The 13,680-nt window shown below is 63.9% G+C and carries 14 protein-coding genes and 1 pseudogene; 12 read left to right on the top strand and 3 right to left on the bottom strand.

The genetic code is table 11. The features are described from left to right. Positions 1-157 precede the first annotated feature (157 nt). The 6 genes and pseudogenes from ruvB (at position 158) to ACVI1L_RS19255 (ending at position 5,146) form a co-directional block, all read left to right on the top strand. Positions 158-1,208: pseudogene (gene ruvB, locus ACVI1L_RS19230) on the top strand (Holliday junction branch migration DNA helicase RuvB). Between the two features lie 238 nt (positions 1,209-1,446). Then, positions 1,447-2,364, top strand: a complete 918-nt coding sequence (locus ACVI1L_RS19235) for a metallophosphoesterase (RefSeq protein ID WP_456783560.1) — start codon at positions 1,447-1,449, stop codon at positions 2,362-2,364. Between the two features lie 189 nt (positions 2,365-2,553). Next, positions 2,554-3,171, top strand: a complete 618-nt coding sequence (locus tag ACVI1L_RS19240; protein WP_076825032.1) for a hypothetical protein — start codon at positions 2,554-2,556, stop codon at positions 3,169-3,171. 100 nt (positions 3,172-3,271) lie between these two features. After that, a complete protein-coding gene (gene ybgC, locus ACVI1L_RS19245) occupies positions 3,272-3,721 on the top strand; it encodes a tol-pal system-associated acyl-CoA thioesterase (RefSeq protein ID WP_028332822.1) in 450 nt (149 codons plus the stop codon). A gap of 271 nt (positions 3,722-3,992) precedes the next feature. Then, entirely contained in the window at positions 3,993-4,460 is a 468-nt protein-coding gene (locus ACVI1L_RS19250; protein ID WP_456783561.1) for a nuclear transport factor 2 family protein, read from the top strand. Positions 4,461-4,861: 401 nt separating this feature from the next. Further along, positions 4,862-5,146 (top strand): hypothetical protein, encoded by a 285-nt coding sequence (locus ACVI1L_RS19255; RefSeq protein ID WP_456783562.1) that lies wholly within the window; start codon positions 4,862-4,864, stop codon positions 5,144-5,146. Between the two features lie 51 nt (positions 5,147-5,197). Here the strand turns inward: ACVI1L_RS19255 and ACVI1L_RS19260 are convergent, their stop codons facing one another. After that, complete coding sequence (locus ACVI1L_RS19260) at positions 5,198-6,361, bottom strand: IS4 family transposase (RefSeq protein ID WP_456783563.1); 1,164 nt, start codon at positions 6,359-6,361, stop codon at positions 5,198-5,200. A gap of 261 nt (positions 6,362-6,622) precedes the next feature. Next, positions 6,623-7,267, bottom strand: coding sequence for a glutathione binding-like protein (locus ACVI1L_RS19265; protein WP_253624971.1), 645 nt, complete (start codon positions 7,265-7,267; stop codon positions 6,623-6,625). Positions 7,268-7,360: 93 nt separating this feature from the next. On the opposite strand from ACVI1L_RS19265, the gene ACVI1L_RS19270 reads away from it, so the two are divergent. Together ACVI1L_RS19270 and ACVI1L_RS19275 are read left to right on the top strand one after the other, a co-directional pair. Then, on the top strand, positions 7,361-8,020 hold the full coding sequence (locus ACVI1L_RS19270) for a TetR/AcrR family transcriptional regulator (RefSeq protein ID WP_456783564.1): 660 nt from the start codon (positions 7,361-7,363) through the stop codon (positions 8,018-8,020). A gap of 90 nt (positions 8,021-8,110) precedes the next feature. After that, the gene (locus tag ACVI1L_RS19275) at positions 8,111-8,761 is read left to right on the top strand and encodes a dihydrofolate reductase family protein (protein WP_456783565.1); all 651 of its coding nucleotides are present in this window, start codon (positions 8,111-8,113) and stop codon (positions 8,759-8,761) included. Positions 8,762-8,989: 228 nt separating this feature from the next. Here the strand turns inward: ACVI1L_RS19275 and ACVI1L_RS19280 are convergent, their stop codons facing one another. After that, positions 8,990-9,955, bottom strand: a complete 966-nt coding sequence (locus tag ACVI1L_RS19280; RefSeq protein WP_456783566.1) for a 2-hydroxyacid dehydrogenase — start codon at positions 9,953-9,955, stop codon at positions 8,990-8,992. Positions 9,956-10,484: 529 nt separating this feature from the next. Between ACVI1L_RS19280 and ACVI1L_RS19285 the strand changes: the two genes are divergently transcribed. From ACVI1L_RS19285 to ACVI1L_RS19300, 4 genes are all read left to right on the top strand, one after another. Then, positions 10,485-10,853, top strand: a complete 369-nt coding sequence (locus ACVI1L_RS19285; protein WP_028332829.1) for a YciI family protein — start codon at positions 10,485-10,487, stop codon at positions 10,851-10,853. Then, on the top strand, positions 10,850-12,127 hold the full coding sequence (locus tag ACVI1L_RS19290; protein ID WP_456783567.1) for an RNA polymerase sigma factor: 1,278 nt from the start codon (positions 10,850-10,852) through the stop codon (positions 12,125-12,127). Before ACVI1L_RS19285 ends, ACVI1L_RS19290 begins: the two co-directional genes overlap by 4 nt. 495 nt (positions 12,128-12,622) lie before the next feature. After that, positions 12,623-13,033 carry a DoxX family protein gene (locus tag ACVI1L_RS19295; protein ID WP_076827733.1) on the top strand — a complete coding sequence of 137 codons (411 nt, stop codon included), beginning with the start codon at positions 12,623-12,625 and terminating at the stop codon, positions 13,031-13,033. A gap of 33 nt (positions 13,034-13,066) precedes the next feature. Next, a complete protein-coding gene (locus tag ACVI1L_RS19300) occupies positions 13,067-13,603 on the top strand; it encodes an SRPBCC family protein (protein ID WP_456783568.1) in 537 nt (178 codons plus the stop codon). Positions 13,604-13,680: the final 77 nt, after the last annotated feature.

Consider the following 13,680-nt stretch of genomic DNA (forward strand, 5'->3'; position numbering starts at 1 on the left):
CCGCTTGCGGGGAGAGGTCGGATCGCATCGCAGATGCGATCCGGGTGAGTGGGTACGGGTCTCGACACACATTGCGCTCGCGGAAGCAGCCCCTCACCCCAACCCTCTCCCCGCAAGAGCGGGGAGAGGGAGAACAATCTCGTGTTAGTCTCGCATCATGAATACGCCCTCGCGCATGGTCTCGCCTGAACGCCGCTCCGACGATGTCGGTGACACCGCGCTGCGGCCGCAGTCGCTGACGGAGTTCGTCGGTCAGGCCCAGGCGCGCAAGAATCTCTCGATCTTCATCGAGGCTGCGAAGAAACGCGGCGAGGCGCTCGATCACGTGCTGTTCGTCGGTCCCCCCGGCCTCGGCAAGACCACGCTGGCGCAGATCGTCGCGCGTGAGCTCGGCGTCGGCTTTCGTGCCACCTCCGGCCCTGTCATTGCGAAGGCCGGCGATCTCGCGGCGCTGCTGACCAATCTCGAAGAACGCGACGTGCTGTTCATCGACGAGATCCATCGCCTCAGCCCAGCGGTCGAGGAAGTGCTCTATCCCGCGATGGAGGACTTTCAGCTCGACCTGATCATCGGCGAGGGTCCGGCGGCGCGCTCGGTCAAGATCGAATTGTCGAAGTTCACGCTGGTCGGCGCGACGACGCGCGCAGGCCTGCTCACCAATCCGTTGCGCGACCGCTTCGGCATTCCGATCCGGCTCAACTTCTACACCGAGGAAGAGCTCGAGAAGATCGTCACCCGCGGTGCCCGCGTGCTCAACATCGGCATGACGGCCGACGGCGCCAACGAGATCGCGCGCCGCGCCCGCGGCACGCCGCGCATCGCCGGCCGCCTGCTGCGCCGGGGTGCGCGACTTTGCCTCCGCGGCGGACGCCGATTCCGTCGACCGCGGCATCGCCGACCGGGCGTTGAGCGCGCTCGAGGTGGACAGCGCCGGGTTAGACGCGATGGACCGGCGCTATCTCACCACCATTGCCTTGAACTATGGCGGCGGGCCGGTCGGCGTCGAGACCATGGCGGCGGCGTTGTCGGAGCCGCGCGATGCGATCGAGGACATCATCGAGCCCTATCTGATCCAGTGCGGCTATCTGCAGCGTACTCCGCGTGGCCGGCTTCTGACCTCGCACGCCTTCCGCCATCTCGGCCTCGCCGAGCCGAACCGCGATCCCTCGCAGTTCGGCCTGTTCGGCAGCAATGGCGACGAGGACTGACGCATGATCCGGAAGAGGGCGAAGCGGTTTTCATGCTTGAACAAAAGCCCTCCGCTCTCGAAGACGTGAAGAGACGTGTTGATGCGGCGCGTCGCGCCGCCGGTAACCTTGCCTGCTAACCATTGCGGCATCTCTGCAGGCTGTCTGCACAAGCACGGCCCAATTTCGCTCCAATCAAAGGGCCTATGATAGCCCAGAGTGTTTTCGACAAGCGCCAGGCATCACCGATCACACGTCCATGATTTCACGTCGTCATTTTCTGCGCGGGTTCGGCGGATTGACCGCCGCCACCGCTTCGACCGCGGCCTATGGCTTGAGCGAGCCGGTCGTCCGCCTCGCGCTCACGCGCTACGATCTGTCACCGCGGCAATGGCCGGCGGATTTTCCGCTCAAGATCGCCGCGCTCGCCGACATCCACGCCTGCGATCCCTGGATGTCGCTCGATCGCATCGCTGAGATCGTCGAGCGGACGAACGGTCTGAACCCCGACATCATCGTGCTGCTCGGCGACTATGTCGCCGGGCTGCGCCACGTCACCCGCTTCATTCCGGCCTCCGACTGGGCCGCGGTGCTGAAGGGCCTGAAGGCGCCGCTCGGCGTACACGCCGTGCTCGGCAACCACGACTACTGGGAAGACAAGGCGGTACAGCGCCTGGGGCGCGGCATCCCGCTCGCGCGCCGCGCGCTGGAGGGGGCGGGGATTCCGGTCTACGAGAACGACGCGGTGCGGCTCGCCAAGGACGGTCGTCCGTTCTGGCTCGCCGGTCTCGGCGACCAGCTCGCCTTCATGGCGGCGCGGCCCTATCGCCAGGTCTCGCGCATCGGCGTCGACGATCTCAACGCGACGCTTGCCAAGGTCACGGACGACGCGCCGGTGATCCTGCTCGCGCATGAGCCCGACGTCGCGCTCCGGGTGCCCTCGCGCGTCGCGTTGCAGCTGTCCGGCCACACCCATGGTGGGCAGGTCCGGTTGCTCGGCTGGTCGCCGGCGGTGCCGATGAAGCACGGCATGCGGCTCGCCTATGGCCATATCAAGCTGAAATGCGACGTCGTCGTCTCCGGCGGCCTCGGCTGCAGCATCATGCCGTTCCGCCTCGGCGTGCCGCCCGAGATCGTGCAGGTCACGCTCGGCGCAAAGGGGCCGGTGGTGTCCTGAGCGCGCTTGCGTGGGCGAGAGCTGCGCATCGGATGCGGGCCGACGGCGGTTCCGTCGAAAGTAACTGCTGTATGCGTTCCGGTTCCGGAGTGGCGCCTTTCGACATGGCCGCGATGAAGGATGGTAAGTTGCCGCATATTTCTGTGGGCGGTACCCTTCACCCTAAGGTAGCGGGAGGGATTGCGCAAAATGCAGGATTGGTATCCCAAGAAGCTCGTCGTCGGCGTTCAGGGGACGACAGGCACCTACGAGTTCATGAAAACCGTTTTCGGCCGGGAGCAGCCGTTCCGTTACGCCGAATTTGGAATCTACATGGCGGATACCGCAAGAAACGTCTGCCAGCTGTTTCCCGAGTGTGAGCTGCATCTTTTCGATTTCAACGATGCGGTCCAGCGCGCGGAGACAAAGCTCAGCGCCTACCCCAACAAGATCTCATATTTCGGCAACACCCAGAAGTTCAACGATTCCTACAACTGGTCTCTCATGAAGCTGATCAGGCAGTATGAGGGCGCTCCGATCTATGATTATTGCTTTCTCGACGGCGCGCACACGGTCGCAGTCGACGCTTTGAACTACTTCTTGTGCGACAAACTGCTCAAGGTTGGCGGTTACATGGATTTCGACGACTATGAATGGCGTCTGAGGGGATCGTCACTCGATCCGACGAAAATTCCGGCAATCGGCGATCAATATACCGATGAGCAGATCGACGCTTTTCAAGTCAAGATGATCGTTGACGACCTGGTCAGAACAGATCATCGGTACCAAGAGGTCGTCAGAAACAAGGTATTCCAGAAGGTCGCCTGATCCAGATCGCCAGCCGATCCCAAGATTTCCCGACCGTGCTTGCGTCGGCCGGCGATTTTGCGCAATACGAACCAAAGTCTTGCGCAATCGGGGGCTGCAAATGACCTCACCCATTCTCGACGGCCAGATCCGCGACGGCCGCCACCATATGCAGGTCCGCGTCTATTACGAAGACACCGATTTTTCCGGCATCGTCTATCACGCCAATTACCTGCGCTTCATGGAGCGCGGCCGCACCAATCATCTCCGCCTGATGGGCGCCGAGCAGCAGGCGCTGTTCGATGAAGCGCAGGAGGAGACCGGCGGCTTCGCCTTTGTCGTGCGCTCGATGACGCTCGACTTCCTCAAGCCGGCGCGGATGGATGACGTGCTCGACGTCGTGACCTGGCCGATCGCTGTGAAGGGCGCCTCCATCATGCTCGCTCAGGAAGTCCGGCGCGGCGATGACGTGCTTGTGAAGGCCGAGGTCCGCGTCGCCTTCATCAGCGGCGGCCGCGCGCAGCCGATTCCGAAGGCTATTCGCGCGCTGATGAAGGCCGATCTGGCTTAGAGCGTTTTCGAGCGAAGTGGGCACCGGTTCGCGTGAAGAAAACGCGTCAAAACAAGAAGCTGGAGCCCCGTTCCGATGCGATCGGAACGGAATAGGCTCCAGCTATCGGGCGATAAGAACCGACCCATCGACTCTGCGCGGCGCGGCGATAGATTTGCGGCTGACAAAGCGCGATCAGATTGATCGCGTTTGTCTTACATTTCGAGCATGATCTTTTCGGAAAACCGCTTCACACTTTTCCGGATCATGCTTCAACAACGAGGGATCGCCAATGTCACGCCCGCCGCTGCCACCCTTCATCCGCGAGACCGCCGTGCAGAAGGCGCGCATGGCGGAGGACGCCTGGAATTCGCGCGACCCCGTTCGGGTTGCCGGCGCCTATACCGAGGACAGCCGCTGGCGTAACCGCTCCGAGGTGTTTCAGGGCCGCGAGGCGATCGTGGCCTTCCTGACCCGCAAATGGGAAAAGGAGCAGGAGTATCGCCTGATCAAGGATCTCTGGGCATTCGACGGCAACCGCATCGCGGTGCGCTTCCAGTACGAATGGCACGATGCCGGCGGCAACTGGTTTCGCTCCTACGGCAACGAGCAGTGGGAGTTCGACGAGCACGGCCTGATGCGCCGCCGCGAGGCCTCGATCAACGACATCGCGATCTCGGAGAAGGACCGCCGCTTCCACTGGCCCGCCCCGGGCCCGCGTCCGGCCGACGTGCCAGGCCTGGGGCAGGAGCCGTTCTGATCGGCTCTCCGTAGCCTTGTAGCCCGGATGGAGCGAAGCAAAATCCGGGACGATCTCTCCTGTTGTGCGGTCGATCCCGGATCGCGCTGCGCTCCATCCGGGGCTACGGGTCGTTGTGGTGACTCATCGAAAACGTTTGCGCGTCTCGAAGAGGGCTGATTTATGCTGGTCGGCGATTGCAACCTCACCGCGTCCGCCGGATCCATTACAGGCCAATTGAACGTTCTACAGCCGTAGTGCTGGCAGGCCTCTTGCTCGCGACTGCTCTCATCCTTGCCCAGCCCGCGGCTGCGCAGAGCAGCGCAGACCATTCCGCAAAATGGGGGCCGCTGTTTCGCTCTCAGGTCACCAAGTGTTGGCGTAAACCTGCCCCCGTTGGGGACGAGGCAGCGAACGTAAAGTTGGTTGTCGAGATCAGGCTGACGCGCGAGGGCTCGCTGGCGGAGCAACCGTCGGTGTCGTCGCAGAACAGTCCGGCCGTGTCAGACTACTCCCAAGCCTATCGCAAGAGCGCGCTGCAAGCGATCACGCTATGCCAGCCATATTCCTTGCCGGCCGAATACTGCGATGAATGGAAATACTTCATGCCGGTGTTTCTAGAGATGCCGTCCCCTCCCGGCGGGAAGGGGAAGCCTGCAGCCGGGGAGCTCGATAAGCGCAAGCTTTCGATTTGCCGAGGATGCTGACGGCGGCACCCCTTCACCTCGCCCCGCTTGCGCAGGGGTGTCCGGGGAAATTCAGGCATAGTGGAGCTCCATCTGGTCAGGTGAGATGGTTGATTTCCGACGGCTGGGGTTGATGGGCGGAGGTTTGTCGATGGCAGCGAGGGATCGACGCGTGAGCAGGAGCTGGCCGACGAGTTCGGCGAACCTGAGCGGGAGCATTTTGATGCAGTTGGTGTGAGCGGCGATGCGCAGCAGCAGGTAGGCAATCATCGCAGCGAGCACCTGAAGGCGGATCGCGTTGTCGTTGGCGCCGAGGAACTTGCGAATATCGAGATGCTGCTTGATCCAGCGGAACAGCAGCTCGATTTGCCATCTGCTCTTGTAGAGGGCGGCGATCTCGACGGCGCTACGGGCAAGGTCGTTGGTCAGGAGTGTGATCTTGCCGCCTTTCTCGCGTCTGATCTTGATGCGGCGGAGCGGGATTGGAAGGCGCGAATCGCCCTTGCTGGTGAGCTTCACCTCGTCATCGGCAAGGATTTCGAAGCCATCCCCGTTACGCTTGCGGATGGCGCGATGCCTGAGCGAGCGAAGACGGATGCTCGTCTTCGCCCGGGTAACGAAGAAAGCCTTACTATCATTGATCTTCTGCCACCAGTCGAAACGGCAATAGCCCTTGTCAAACACATAGGTGGTGGCGGGCTGGATTGGGGTCTGTCGGCCGATCTCGATGTCATTGACGTTCGCGGCCGTCATCTCGACGCAGGTCGGGACATCGCTCCTTGGGTCGTAGACGACATGCAGCTTCATGCCGCGGATGCGGCCGTTCCACGTCGCCCAACTGCAGACCTTGCCGAGCGGGATCGGACTGGCGTCGATCAGACGCACCATCTCCATGCCTTCACTCCGCAGCTGGCGACGCGCCATCGCCGACAGCGCCGCAAAGGTTTGCGCGAAAATGCCGATCGGACGGCGGGCATTGGCATCGGACAACGTCGAGCGCGACAGCTTGCCGGTTCCCAAGTGATAGTGATGCTGCGAATTGGCGTTGAAGCCAGTCACCACCCCGCGCAGACTGCTGTTGCCGCTAAGCTGGGCATAGATCAGCGCCACCAGATGATCCCAGCTCCTGAACGACTTGTCGTAGGCATCCCCGTCCAGACGATCCACAACCGTCTGAAACTGCCGTCGATTGATCGGTTCAAGCAGCCTTCCAAAAATGCTACCGCGATATCGCATGCTCGGCCCTCTGTGTCTCGACAACCAGAAAAGACCGATTTGCCTCGGTCCTGCCGAGCATGCACCGCGACACAGTGAATCATTCCCCGGACACCCCTGCCGCTTGCGGGGAGAGGTCGGATCGCATCGCAAGATGCGATCCGGGTGAGGGGGTACAGGTCTCACCGCATTCGCAACTCGCGGAAGCGGCCCCTCACCCCAACCCTCTCCCCGTAAGAACGGGGAGAGGGAGAGAAGACTGTGCCTCCGTCGTAAGAAGCCTTACGCCGCCGCCTTATGCCGCGCGATCTCGGCCTTGTAGAGTTCGAACTCCTCCGCGATCGCCTTCGCGACCGAGGGACGGGCGCGCAGGCGTTCGTAATAGGCCTTCAGCGCCGGCCATTTCGCGAGCTCGATCGGCGGCGTTGCCATGGTCCAGTTGATGACTGTGACGAGATAGGCGTCGGCGACGCTGAAATGATCGAGCAGATAGTCGCGGCCCTTCAGGTGCTCCTCGACATAGTCGAGCCGCGAGACGTATTTCTCCACGGCATAGGTCTTGGCCTCCGGCGGCGCCTTCTTGTCGAGCAGCGGCAGGAACAGGCCCTTGTGCAGCTCGGTGCCGATGAAGCACAGCCATTGATGCAGCTTTGAACGCTCGGCGTTCGACGCGGTGCCGATGCCGGCGCGCGGAAACTGGTCGGCGACATATTGCAGGATCGCGGCGTTCTCGGTCAGCACGACGCCGTCGTCGGTGCGCAGCGTCGGCACCAGGCCGAGCGGGTTAACCTTGTTGAAGTCGGAGCCGTCGTTGCGCACCGCCTTGGTCTTCGGATCGACCTCGAGATAGTTGGCCGGCTGGCCCGCTTCATAGAGCGCGACGCGGGTCGCCATCGAGCAGGCGAGGGGCGAGAAATAAAGGTCCATGGGTGCCTCCAGTGTCCGGCGCGGGGGTCCGGCCGTTGTTGATTTTTGTACTGTCTTGGATAATATTGGCGGCGTCAAGGAATTAAATGCGAAATGGTACAAAAAAGTAAGAGGCCGCCAACTGCTGCCAAAATCGCGGGGCCGGTCACGCCGAAGCGCCGCGGGCGGCCGCGCGCGTATGAGCCCGATGTCGCGCTCGGCAAGGCGCTCAATCTGTTCCGGCGCGACGGCTTCGCCGCGACCTCGCTCGATGATCTGAGCGCTGCGACCGGCATGAACCGGCCGAGCCTCTATGGCGCGTTCGGTGACAAGCGCGAGCTCTACATCAAGAGCTACCAGCGCTATCGCGACGACGCGCGCGCCGCGATGGTCGATATCTTCCGCGCCGACGCGCCGCTGCGCGAGCGGCTCGAGCGCATCTATCGCATCGCGCTCGACATCTATCTGTCCGGCGAGTCCGGCCCGCGCGGTTGCTTCACCGTGATGACGGCGGCGTCCGAGGCGGTGTCGGATCCGGACATCCGCACCATGGTGGTCGAGGGCCTGACCGAGCTCGACAAGGCGTTCGGCATCTGCTTCCGCCATGCCAGGGAACGCGGGGAACTGCCTGAGGAGACCGATCCGGCGTCGCTGGCGCATCTGGCGTCCGCCACCATCCACACCATCGCGATCCGCGCCCGCGCCCGCGTGCCGCGCAAGGAGCTCGAGGCGATCGTGAAGGGCGCCATCGACGTGCTGTGCGGCGCGAAATAGCCGTCCAAATTTTCTCGCCGGGCAAATGTCGGGCGCTGGCTTTCCCGCCCGTCTTCCGTAAGGTCCCCCCACTCACGGAAGCGGAACATCATGGGAAAAGTCAGGACTTCAGCATTCTCGGTATCGATCGACGGATTCGGCGCGGCGCCGCGTCAGAGTCTCGAAAATCCATTCGGCGAAGGCGGCATGGTGTTGCCCGGCTGGTTCCTCCAGACACGGACGTTCCGCCAGACATTCGGCCAGGACGGCGGCACCACCGGCCTCGACGACGAGATCGCGCGCAAGTCGATGGAGGGGATCGGCGCCTGGATCCTGGGCCGCAACATGTTCGGCCCGATCCGCGGGCCGTGGCCGGATCATGCCTGGAAAGGCTGGTGGGGCGACAATCCGCCGTACCACACGCCGGTGTTCGTGCTGACCCATCACGCGCGGCCCGACATCGAGATGGAAGGCGGCACGACGTTTCACTTCGTGACCGACGGCATGCTCGCGGCGCTGGAGCGGGCGCGCGCGGTTGCCGGTGACAAGGACATCCGCGTCGGCGGCGGCGTCTCGGTGGTGCGTCAATTCCTGCAGGCGCGTCTGCTCGACGAGCTGCAATTGGTGCTGCCGCCGGTCGTGCTCGGCGCCGGTGAGAGTTTGTTCGCGGGCCTCGATCTGCCTGCCCTCGGCTACGCCGTCGTCTCGCATGTCGCGAGCCCGCACGCGACCCACGTCACCTTCGCGCGCAAGGCGTCTTAGTCATCCGTGCATCTTGTCCGTCATTGCGAACGAAGCGAAGCAATCCATGTCCCCGCGTATGCGGAAGGATGGATTGCTTCGTCGCTTCGCTCCTCGCAATGACGCTCAGGCGTGATTCCGCATCGCCGGTTTCGTAGCCCGGATGGAGCGTAGCGCAATCCGGGAGCGGTTTGTCCGGCGCAAAGAACCCCGGATTTCGCTTCGCTGCATCCGGGCTACGCGCCGGTGCTAATACCCCCGCTTGCGATCGACGAGGTTCTCCAGCGCGCCGCCGGCCTCGAAGCGCGCGATCTGCTGCGCGACATATTTCGAGATCTCGTCGGCGTCGGTGTCGGCGGCGTTGTGCGGCGTCAGCACCACCTTCGGATGGCTCCAGAACGGGCTCGCCTCGGGCAGCGGCTCGGTCTCGAAGACGTCGAGCGAGGCGGCGCCCAGCGTGCCTTCATCGAGCGCGCGCAGGATGTCGGCCTCGTTCTGCAGGCCGCCGCGGCCGGCATTGATGATGACGGGCGCGCCGAGCGGGCTGTTGCGGTTCAGCTTCGCGAACGCGTCGCGGTTGAGCACGTGCCTTGTGTCCGGCGTCAGCGGCAGCAGGCAGACCAGGATGTTGGTCTCGCGCAGGAATGCGTCGAGCCCGTCCGCGCCGTGATAGCAGGCGATGCCGTCGATCCGCTTCTCGCTGCGGCTCCAGCCGACGACGCGGAAGCCGAGCGCGCGCAGTGCCTGCGCCGCGGCGGCGCCGAGCGTGCCGAGCCCCATGATGCCGACGGTGATCGCGCTCGCCGCCCACTGATAGTCCGGCGCCCAGCGCTTCACCCGCTGCGACTCGCGCAAATAGAGCTCCTGGCGGTGATGCATCAGAACGTGCAGCACGACATATTCGGTCATGCGGTCGGTGAGATCGGAGACCGCGACCCGCACCAGCGGCACGTCGGGCAGCGAGCGATCAGCCATCAGCGCGTCGACCCCGGCGCCGAGATTGAAGATGACGCGCAGGTTCTTGAATGCCGCGAGCTCGCCCGGCTTCGGCTTCCACACCGCGGCGTAATGCACCTCGGCGGGATCGAGCGCGCCGTCCGGCAGCAGCACCACGCGGCGGTCCGGGCAGACCGCGTCGAACCGCGCCTTCCAGCGCCCCGACGACCAGTTTTCCGAGCCGCCATTGATCAGCAGCGCGAGCGCGCCCTTACCCATCCCGATACCTCCAACGTCTATGTGATGCATGTCACAGAGCGGGTCCGGCCCGCTCGTATGTCCTGCCATCAACAGGGGAGAACTTCCATGCGCAAACTGATCCGGGCGTCGGCTTTCATCCGCGTCGCCGGGCGCCACGGCCCACGCCCGTGCTCGTAAACGCTGACACGCCGGCTGAGGCTCAACCGACCGTTGCTCCAACGCAGGGCGAGGCCCGGTCGGCCCGATCGCAGGCTCAGGCGCAACCCGTGGCGTCTCCGCGGCAGCAGGCGTCCCGTCCGATGACGAGGAGCCACGTCCGCCATCGCGAGAGCGATGAAGCCAAGGCGCGCTGGATCGCCGCCCGCTACGGCGTCTATCGGCAACCGCACGTTCATCGCCGCCGCGACAAACGTCCCGTCCGTCGAAGCGCGCCATGGAGCCGCGATCAAGATCCACCGTTGGCATCCGGAACCTAAATTTCTTTCGCGCCCCCTGTCGGCAGCGGGCATAATCGTTCGTTCTTGCAATGAACGGAGATGCCTTTTCGATGCTGTACGCCATCCTCTGCTATCATGACGAAGACATGGTCGGCTCCTGGAGCAAGGAACACGACGCCTCCGTCATGCAGAAACTGTCCGTCGTGCAGGACAAGCTCGCTAAGCAGGGCAAGCTCGGCCCGGTGGCGCGGCTGTTGCCGACCACCGCGGCCACCACGCTGCGCAAGGAAAACCCGCCGCTGGTGCTGGACGGCCCGTTCGCCGAAACCAAGGAACAGCTGCTCGGCTTCTATCTGGTCGAGGGCAAGAACCTCGACGAGGTGCTCGACATCGCGCGCGACCTCGGCGAGGCCAATCCCGGCGGCACCTATGAGATCCGCCCGGTCGGCTACTTCAATCAGGGAGGTACCAAGGCGTGAGCGTGACCGACACCGCCTGGATCGATGCTGCGTTGACGTCCGCGCGTCCCCAGGCGGTCGGCGCCCTGCTGCGCTACTTCCGCAATCTCGACACCGCCGAGGAGGCGTTCCAGAACGCCTGCCTGCGGGCGCTCAAGAGCTGGCCGCAGAACGGCCCGCCGCGCGATCCCGCGGCGTGGCTGATCATGGTCGGCCGCAACGTCGCGATCGACGAGGTCCGCCGCAACAAGAAGCAGCAGCCGCTGTCCGACGACGACCAGGCGATCTCCGACCTCGACGACGCCGAGGACGAGATCGCCGAGCGGCTCGACGGCTCGCATTACCGCGACGACATCTTGCGGCTGCTGTTCATCTGCTGTCACAAGGATCTGCCGGCGACGCAGCAGATCGCGCTCGCGCTGCGCATCGTCTCAGGTCTTACGGTGAAGCAGATCGCGCGCGCCTTCCTGGTCTCGGAAGCCGCGATGGAGCAGCGCATTACGCGGGCCAAGGCGCGCGTCGCCGATGCCGACGTGCCGTTCGAGACGCCTGGCGCGGTCGAGCGCAGCGAGCGGCTCGCCTCGGTCGCGGCGATGATCTATCTGATCTTCAACGAGGGCTATTCGGCGAGCGGCGACACCGCCGAAATCCGCGCGCCACTGTGCGAGGAGGCGATTCGTCTCGCCCGCCTGCTGCTGCGGCTGTTCCAGAGCGAGCCGGAGATCATGGGGCTGACGGCGTTGTTGTTGCTGCAGCATGCCCGCGCCGAGGCGCGCTTCGATGCCGATGGCCAGGTGATCCTGCTCGACGACCAGGACCGCAGCCTGTGGAATCAGAAGCAGATTGCCGAGGGCCTCGCGCTGATCGACAAGGCGATGCGCCACCGCCGCAGCGGGCCGTATCAGGTGCAGGCGGCGATCGCAGCGCTGCACGCCCGTGCGGAAAAGCCCGAGGATACCGACTGGACCCAGATCGATCTGCTGTACGGCGCGCTCGAGGTCATGCAGCCGTCGCCGGTGATCACGCTCAACCGCGCCGTTGCGGTCTCCAAGGTAAAGGGGCCGGAAGCCGCGCTCGAGATGATCGAGCCCTTGGCGCCGCGGCTTGCCAACTACTTCCACTATTTCGGCGTCCGCGGCGCCTTCCTGATGCAGCTCGGCCGCAACGAGGACGCCCGCATCGCCTTCGACCGCGCCATCGCGCTCGCCAACACCACAGCCGAAGCCGCCCACATCCGCATGCATATCGACCGCCTGATGCGCGACAGCCAGCCGCACAACGCGAAGGCGAAGTAGCGGTCAGCAACAGCGCACCGGCATACTCGCTGCACCTCCCCCGCAAGCGCAGGGCTATCGCATATGGCTGGCGGTCATGACGACGTGGAAACGTCGCGTACAGAAGCGCGCGAAGGCCATATGCCCCCGGGGGCGAGCGCGAGTCTGCGTGATTTCGGAATATTGGAAAAATATCCCTGAGTTGCCCGACGTGTCAAGCAGCCCGGTCGGCCGCCGGCCACCGCCGGCTACTTTGCATGGGGTTGTTTTCGATATTTTGGCAACGCGCCTCCCCCGCGAGTGCAGGGCAATCGCATATGGGCTCGATAGCTCCACAAACTCGTCATGCCCGGCCTTGTGCCGGGCATCCACGTGTTGGTTCGGGAGAGGGAGCTTGTCGCAGCTCTCAATCGACTCTGCCTGACTTCCGAAAAAATCTTCGCCCGCCTTGTCGGCCGCGTACTCCGCCGTTCGTCATGAAGGCAGAGAGCATCACCAAGCGTTACGGAGCCTGTCATGCCGACGACCGTCGACACCGAAGTCTCAAAGCCCGCCCGCATCACCGGCCGTGTCATGAGCGGCATGGTCGTCTTGTTCCTGCTGTTCGACGGCGCGATCAAGCTGGTGCCGTTGTCGGTCGTCACCGAGACCATGGACAGGATGGGCTTCGGCGCGAGCGATGCGCTGGCGCGCAGCCTCGGCATCATCACCATCGTCTGCACGCTGCTCTACTCGGTGCCGCCGACCTCGATCCTCGGCGCCATCCTGCTCACCGGCTATCTCGGCGGCGCGATCGCATCGCATGTGCGGATCGGCAGCCCGCTTTTCACCCACACGCTGTTCGGGCTCTATCTCGGCCTGATGCTGTGGGGCGGGCTCTATCTGCGCGACGGCAATCTGCGCGCAATGCTTCCATTTCGCCGGTGAGGTATTGTTCAATCCATCCTTGTGGAGACTGTCATGTTGGAGACCATTGCCATCATCGCGATTGTCCTCGGCGTCGCGATCGCCGTCATCCCCATCCTCGCGGCGACCAAGCCGGGCACGCTCCGCGTCACGCGTGCGATCAGCATCAACGCGCCGGCCGAGCGGATATTTCCATTGATCGACGATTTCCATCAGTGGACGCTATGGTCGCCCTACGAGAACCGGGATCCGGCCATGAAGCGGATCTATGGCGGCGCCGGGCGCGGGCAGGGTGCGGCCTATGCCTGGGACGGCAACAAGAATGTCGGCGCCGGCCGCATGGAGATCCTGCAATCCTCCGCGCCGTCGAAGATCGTCATCAAGCTCGACTTCATCAAGCCGTTCGAAGGCCACAACACCGCCGAGTTCACAATGCTGCCGCAGGGAAATGCGACCAGCGTCACATGGACCATGTATGGTCCGGCCGTCTTCATGTCGAAGGTGATGCAGGTGTTCATGAACCTGGATCGCATGATCGGCAGGGATTTCGAGGCCGGTCTCGCCAATCTGAAGAAACTGACTGAGAAGTAGCGCGTTTTCGAGCGAGGTGGTTACCGGTTCGTGTCAGGAAAACGCGTCAAGATAACAATCCGGAGCCCTCGTTCCGA

The organism is Bradyrhizobium sp. USDA 4516, assembly GCF_054055915.1.

Coding starts and splice junctions, on each gene's coding strand:
- ACVI1L_RS19235 (WP_456783560.1), top strand. CDS start 1,447: ATGATTTCACGTCGTCATTTTCTGCGCGGGTTCGGCGGATTGACCGCC.
- ACVI1L_RS19240 (WP_076825032.1), top strand. CDS start 2,554: ATGCAGGATTGGTATCCCAAGAAGCTCGTCGTCGGCGTTCAGGGGACG.
- ybgC (WP_028332822.1), top strand. CDS start 3,272: ATGACCTCACCCATTCTCGACGGCCAGATCCGCGACGGCCGCCACCAT.
- ACVI1L_RS19250 (WP_456783561.1), top strand. CDS start 3,993: ATGTCACGCCCGCCGCTGCCACCCTTCATCCGCGAGACCGCCGTGCAG.
- ACVI1L_RS19260 (WP_456783563.1), bottom strand. CDS start 6,361: ATGCGATATCGCGGTAGCATTTTTGGAAGGCTGCTTGAACCGATCAAT.
- ACVI1L_RS19265 (WP_253624971.1), bottom strand. CDS start 7,267: ATGGACCTTTATTTCTCGCCCCTCGCCTGCTCGATGGCGACCCGCGTC.
- ACVI1L_RS19270 (WP_456783564.1), top strand. CDS start 7,361: ATGGTACAAAAAAGTAAGAGGCCGCCAACTGCTGCCAAAATCGCGGGG.
- ACVI1L_RS19275 (WP_456783565.1), top strand. CDS start 8,111: ATGGGAAAAGTCAGGACTTCAGCATTCTCGGTATCGATCGACGGATTC.
- ACVI1L_RS19280 (WP_456783566.1), bottom strand. CDS start 9,955: ATGGGTAAGGGCGCGCTCGCGCTGCTGATCAATGGCGGCTCGGAAAAC.
- ACVI1L_RS19285 (WP_028332829.1), top strand. CDS start 10,485: ATGCTGTACGCCATCCTCTGCTATCATGACGAAGACATGGTCGGCTCC.
- ACVI1L_RS19295 (WP_076827733.1), top strand. CDS start 12,623: ATGCCGACGACCGTCGACACCGAAGTCTCAAAGCCCGCCCGCATCACC.
- ACVI1L_RS19300 (WP_456783568.1), top strand. CDS start 13,067: ATGTTGGAGACCATTGCCATCATCGCGATTGTCCTCGGCGTCGCGATC.